General features: G+C 57.9%; 6 protein-coding genes. 4 read left to right on the top strand and 2 right to left on the bottom strand.

Translation table 11 applies throughout. The annotated features are described in order from the left end of the window. Window positions 1-122: 122 nt before the first annotated feature. Complete coding sequence (locus tag PTE30175_RS27850; RefSeq protein ID WP_150700315.1) at window positions 123-704, bottom strand: TetR/AcrR family transcriptional regulator; 582 nt, start codon at window positions 702-704, stop codon at window positions 123-125. Window positions 705-938: 234 nt separating this feature from the next. Between PTE30175_RS27850 and PTE30175_RS27845 the strand changes: the two genes are divergently transcribed. The 4 genes from PTE30175_RS27845 to PTE30175_RS27830 all read left to right on the top strand — a co-directional run bounded on the left by PTE30175_RS27845 (window position 939) and on the right by PTE30175_RS27830 (window position 4,206). Further along, window positions 939-2,054, top strand: coding sequence for an LLM class flavin-dependent oxidoreductase (locus PTE30175_RS27845; protein WP_150700314.1), 1,116 nt, complete (start codon window positions 939-941; stop codon window positions 2,052-2,054). A gap of 111 nt (window positions 2,055-2,165) precedes the next feature. Beyond that, window positions 2,166-2,942 carry an SDR family NAD(P)-dependent oxidoreductase gene (locus tag PTE30175_RS27840; protein WP_150700313.1) on the top strand — a complete coding sequence of 259 codons (777 nt, stop codon included), beginning with the start codon at window positions 2,166-2,168 and terminating at the stop codon, window positions 2,940-2,942. 44 nt (window positions 2,943-2,986) lie between these two features. Continuing rightward, on the top strand, window positions 2,987-3,406 hold the full coding sequence (locus PTE30175_RS27835; RefSeq protein WP_150700312.1) for a nuclear transport factor 2 family protein: 420 nt from the start codon (window positions 2,987-2,989) through the stop codon (window positions 3,404-3,406). A gap of 53 nt (window positions 3,407-3,459) precedes the next feature. Then, the gene (locus PTE30175_RS27830; protein ID WP_150700311.1) at window positions 3,460-4,206 is read left to right on the top strand and encodes a glucose 1-dehydrogenase; all 747 of its coding nucleotides are present in this window, start codon (window positions 3,460-3,462) and stop codon (window positions 4,204-4,206) included. Window positions 4,207-4,299: 93 nt separating this feature from the next. Here the strand turns inward: PTE30175_RS27830 and PTE30175_RS27825 are convergent, their stop codons facing one another. Further along, window positions 4,300-4,950 carry a TetR family transcriptional regulator gene (locus PTE30175_RS27825; protein WP_150700310.1) on the bottom strand — a complete coding sequence of 217 codons (651 nt, stop codon included), beginning with the start codon at window positions 4,948-4,950 and terminating at the stop codon, window positions 4,300-4,302. Window positions 4,951-5,561: the final 611 nt, after the last annotated feature.

Below are 5,561 nucleotides of genomic sequence, written 5' to 3'. Positions count from 1 at the left end.
TCATAACGACGGCCTATCACACCGGTCTGCATCAAATGGAATTTCATCGGTTTCCTCGGCTTGTCTGTTTGCGTGTGGCCTAGTATGTGACGCCAGACAAGCCGTGTCAACACAAATGTTGACTATCCACGAACGTGTTGATCGTTTTCTTTCAGCACCTTTTCGTCGGTACCGCATTCCTTGAATAGCGAGCGAAGAATCATGTCGATCATTGAGTTCTGTAGCGAGGGATACAGCGCTTTGTCGCCATCCTCGCGCGCAGTGAAGCAAATGCTGCCCAGCGTGGCGAGCCACAGCATCTGAACGGCAAAGTACGGGCTGACGTTCAGCAAACCCTGTGCGTGCAGACTTTCCAGGTCCTCGGCGACAGTGTCCAGCGTCCCGGCGACCGAGCTCGGCGGCTCCCCCGCGAGAATCTGCTGGATGACGATGCGGCACATGCGCGGCTCCTCGCGCGCGAAGTGGTTGAACATCGCCCAGCCAGCCCGCAACCCTTGCTGCGGGCCCTTTTCCCGCGCTCCGCGCCGATAGGCCTCCGCCACCTGGACATATGTTTCATCTATCGCAGCCTTGTGCAAGCCCGTGAGGTCGCCGTAGTGGTGATACATCGTGGGCGCACTCACGCCTGCCTCGGCACAAATCGCCCGTGACGTCGCTCCCTCACGGCCCTGGGTACTCAACAGGCGCATGGCGGCCTTCAGCAAGTCCCGCTTGACTTGCCCGTCATTCTCGGGCGCCGGCCTGCCGTTTTTTGGAGATTGTCGTCTCAAGATCCATCCTCAGAAAGGGACCATTACCACCATATTGGGGGAACCACGTATTTTGTCAACACAGTAGTTGACTTGCATTCTATAGCAACGTTATAGTCAATTCGCAGTTCATCGCTGACCATTCAATAACGCTTGAATTCGTCGTTCGCACGACAGAGGAGACAACCCATGGCAATGGAAACCGGTTTGATTTTCCACCCGTACATGCGGCCCGGCCGCACAGCTCGACAGACGTTCGAATGGGGGGTGCAAAGCTCGGTCGCCTGCGACAAAGCGGGCTTTACGACGATGATGATCTCCGAACACGCGTCGCAGATTTGGGAGAACATTCCCAACCCGGAATTGATCATGTCCGCCGCGGCGCTGCTGACGAAGAACATCAAGTTTGCACCCATGGCCCACCTGCTGCCCCACCAGCATCCGACCAAGCTGGCAATCATGGTGGGGTGGCTGTCGCAGATTCTGGAGGGGCGCTATTTCCTGGGCATCGGCGCCGGGGCTTATCCCCAGGCTTCCTATATGCACGGCATCAAGGGCGGCCAGGACACGGCTTTCCTGAATGAAATGGTGCGCGAATCCTTGTCCATCATGGAAAAGATCTGGAAGCGCGATCCGTTCTTTTACGAAGGAAAGTTCTGGAACGCGGGCTATCCGGAAGAAGCCGTGGCCCACGACGAAAGCGATGAGCAGCACAAGCTCGCGAACTTCGCTCCCTGGGGTGGCGTCGCCCCCGAAATCGCGGTAACGGGTTTCAGCTATAAGTCGCCATCGATGAAGTTGGCGGGCGAGCGCAACTTCAAGCCGGTATCCATCTTTTCCGGCCTCGATGCCCTGAAGAAGCACTGGGAGACGTATTCGGAAGCCGCGATCGCCGCGGGGCATACCCCCGACCGCTCGCGGTGGGCCGTGTCACAAACCGTATTCGTCGCCGATACGGATAAGGAAGCCAAGCGCCTCGTCATGGAGGGGCCCATTGGTTACTGCTTCCAGCATTATCTGATTCCGATATGGCACCGCTTCGGGATGATGGATGGCTTTGCCAAGGATGCAGGGATCGATCCCTCCAAGGCCGACCTCGAGTTCCTGGTGGATCACGTGTTTATTGTCGGCTCTCCGGAAACGGTCACCGAAAAGATCAATACGCTTTTCCATGCCTGCGGCGGATGGGGAACCTTGCAGGTCGAATCCCACGACTACTACGACGATCCGTCTCCCTGGTTCCACTCGCTCGAACTCATTGCCAAGGAAGTGGCGCCGAAGATCGAACTCCCTGGAGTCGCGTAGTGAACTGTTCGCGAGGTCTGCTGGAGACGGTCACACGAGTCAACCAGCACGTCCCTCGCACTGATCTCAGACCGTTGCACCCGTGTATTGATTCACAAAGGAGACTATCGTATGAATCTTCAAGGAAAGAAGATCATCGTGACCGGTGGCGCGCAAGGAATCGGCGAAGCGGTGGTTCGCGCCTATGTTGTCGAGGGGGCCGCCGTGGCTTCTCTGGATATGAACGACACCCTTGGCAGGAACGTCGCGGCCGAAGCAAGTCGCCATGGTCAGGGAACAGCAAACTATTTCCATTGCGACGTCAGCAAGCGCGCTGAAGTCGAGTCGGCATTCGCTGAAGCGATTGATGCCATGGGCGGGCTCGACGTAATGGTCAATATCGCCGGAGTGCAGCGGCATGCGCCGCCGGAAGACATCGGTGAGGATCTCCATGATTTTCTTTTCAAGACCAACGTCTTCGGCACAATGAATACGAATGGCGTTGCCTACAAGTACATGCGCAAGCATGGCTCCGGCAACATCATCAATTTCGAGTCGGAATCCGGATTGACCGGTGAAAAGAACAACGCGCTTTACGCCGCAACGAAAGCCGCCGTTCATACCTGGACTCGCACCGTCGCCAGACAGTGGGGGCCCGAAGGGGTTCGGGTCAACGCGGTGCTCCCGTACATGGTCACGCCCATGTACGTCAACTTCCGTAATGCGTTGACACCCGAAGATTTGGCTGCACATGACGCTGAAACCCGATTGGCCATTCCACTCGGTGGCAAGTTCGGCGACGCCACACGTGATCTGGCACCTGTAATGGTGTTTCTTGCCAGTGATGCCTCCCGCTTCATCACGGGGCAGCTTTTCCCGGTCGACGGCGGACTTGTTTCAGTTCGCTGACCGATTCCCGATTCATTGTTGCGCAGAAATGGGAGGACCACCACGTGGCGAGCAATACGAACGAATCGAGCAAAGCAGTTGTCGTGCGCTTCCTCGAGGTGTTTTCTACCGGCAACGTTCCCGGAATCCTGGAGCAGCTTCACGACGACGCGACCTGGTGGGTGTCGGGTCGTCTGAAGGGTTTGTCGGGAACCTATACGAAGATCCAGTTGGCGCCACTGCTTCTGGGCGCGACGGAACTTTACAAGACAGGTGCACTGCGTATCGTACCCCTGTCCATGATCGCCGAGGGTGACCGGGTAGCCGTCGAAGCAGAATCCTATGCGGAACTGAAGAACGGCAAGGTCTACAACAACCGCTACCACTTCGTCTTCGAGCTTGCAGGCGACAAGATCATGCGTGTCCGGGAATACATGGACACCGTCCATGCCTATGAAACTTTTCTGGCCCCTTCGGCGCAGTAGCCTGGCCTGGCGGGTCCATTTTGAGTATTACCAACAGGGATGAGGAGTGAGAGATGAGCAGACTTACGGGTAAGGTGGCGCTGATCACCGGGGCTGCGCGCGGCATGGGCGCATCCCACGCCGCGCGTTTCGTGGCAGAGGGCGCCAAGGTCATCCTGACCGATGTCAACGAGGCGGGGGGGCAGTCCTTGGCGAAGGAACTGGGTCCGAATGCGTGTTTCATTCGCCACGACGTGACAAATGCCGACGACTGGACGAAAGTGGTCGCGCAGGCGGAGGCTACCTTCGGCCCGGTCACGGTCCTGGTGAACAACGCCGGGATCCTCGGGCCGGTCGTCAACACAGAGACGTTGAGCGAAGCGGATTATCTGAAAGTCTGCGCAATCAACCAGCATTCGGTCTTCCTCGGCATGCGTGCGATTATCCCCTCCATGCTCAAGGCCGGCATCGGCTCCATCGTCAATATCTCGTCCATCGCCGGCATGGCAGCGAACTACGGCTTCCCGAGTCTCGCTTACGTGGCAAGCAAGTTCGCGGTACGGGGGATGACCAAAGCAACTGCCGTCGAATACGGGAAGAACAACATCCGGGTCAATTCCGTCCATCCCGGCTTTATCTTCACGCCCATGATGGTCGAAGCGACGGACGACGAGGGTGGCGATGCCACGTCGCTGATTCCATTGGGACGTATCGCCCAACCCGGCGAGGTGACCAACCTCGTACTTTTCCTTGCGTCCGACGAGGCGTCGTACATTACCGGCAGCGAGCATCTCGTGGATGCCGGCATGTTGGCCCAATAAAGCGCCCTGCGTACGGTAACCCGTCCGACCGGCGGGTTACGGCTCGACTCCCGGGCGGAGCTACCAACCCGCGTGCGCTTTCCCACCGGCGAGCTACGCCGCCTTGCTTATCGCCCGCCAAATGACTTTCGTGGCGCTTCGCAAGGCGGTCAAAGGCGGCAGGTCGTCCGGCCCTCGGCGAATGAGAACGATCAGCCCTTCGCCGTGCGCCGCGATCAGCGTGCCGCGCAAGTAGCAATCTTCCGTCGACAGCGCCGGGTTGATTTCCGCGATCAAATCGGCGTTCAGATGGCAGAACTGTTTCTGCAGCTCCGCCAATAACTCGCTCGCGAACGGCTCATGTTCGGTCAAAGCCCAGAACTCGAGAATGAAGGCCGCGACTTCGGGTTTGCTGAACTCGACGATGAAATCATCAGCAACGGCATCGAGTCGCGCTTCCGGTGCGAGGGCCCTGTTTTCGATGGTTTTCCTGTAACGCTCGAAGTATCGACTGGCGACCTCGTGCATCGTCGCACGAAGCAATTCCTCGCGATTGCCGAAGTAGTGCTGCAAGGTACTCAGGCGAATACCGGCCTCCTTGGCGACACGAGTAATCGTATACCCGGCATAACCCTCGGAAACCAACACCCTGAGGGACACCTCAATAATCTGGGGCACGCGGCTTGCCCTGTTGCCGCGTCGCCGGGCAGGCGCCGCAACCGCGGTTTCGGGAATCCTTTTGAGAGGAATCTTCAATGCTTTCATCGGTCAGTCGTCATTTTCATGTCGTGGTTTCTTCGCAGGACGAGCGTTCATCGGAGAGTCGGGGTCGCACAAGCGCGTCGCTTTCCGATGGTATCCGTTTATTAGCCCGGTGGCCGCACGCCGTAGCGGCCTCAAGCACGTTGTCGTCCAGCACGCCCCCCCTCGGACGTCAGTCAAATGTTCGTTTCATTATAGGTTAAATTACCTATATCTATCGTATTCAAAACGGGTGCGGCTACGACGCTTGTATTCGTTGGCCGCCGCATTCCATATGTCTACGCTGTCACTTGGCCAACCCCCTCTCCCGGCTGATGGGGAGCATCGGTACAATTCTCGATTTCATTTATAGGTTACAAAACCTATAATCATCGACAAATCCCCCCGCGATACGTACGCCTCGATTGTGCGCAGCATCAATCCGGCGGCAGTGGTTCGCGGAGACGAGATGCCGACGGTGCGGATATTCCACGTCCCGTGTCGGACCGTCGCCCTTCCTGACAGCAATCACAAGCACTTGAGGAGACTTCCAATGAGCGAGCCTGTTTCGTGGTGTGAGGCGTCGCCCCTGGGCGATTTACTGGTGCGCGCCGCGGCGCTTCATCCGCAGCGCG

Origin of the sequence: Pandoraea terrae (assembly GCF_902459695.1) — a bacterium.
Classification (GTDB): domain Bacteria; phylum Pseudomonadota; class Gammaproteobacteria; order Burkholderiales; family Burkholderiaceae; genus Pandoraea; species Pandoraea terrae.
Note: the sequence above shows the minus strand (reverse complement) of the source record. Positions and strands in the feature narration are given on the sequence as shown.

What these genes read in the sequence shown, in the direction of transcription:
- PTE30175_RS27840 (WP_150700313.1), top strand. Translation starts at nt 2,166, where the DNA reads ATGAATCTTCAAGGAAAGAAGATCATCGTGACCGGTGGCGCGCAAGGA.
- PTE30175_RS27845 (WP_150700314.1), top strand. Translation starts at nt 939, where the DNA reads ATGGCAATGGAAACCGGTTTGATTTTCCACCCGTACATGCGGCCCGGC.
- PTE30175_RS27830 (WP_150700311.1), top strand. Translation starts at nt 3,460, where the DNA reads ATGAGCAGACTTACGGGTAAGGTGGCGCTGATCACCGGGGCTGCGCGC.
- PTE30175_RS27825 (WP_150700310.1), bottom strand. Translation starts at nt 4,950, where the DNA reads ATGAAAGCATTGAAGATTCCTCTCAAAAGGATTCCCGAAACCGCGGTT.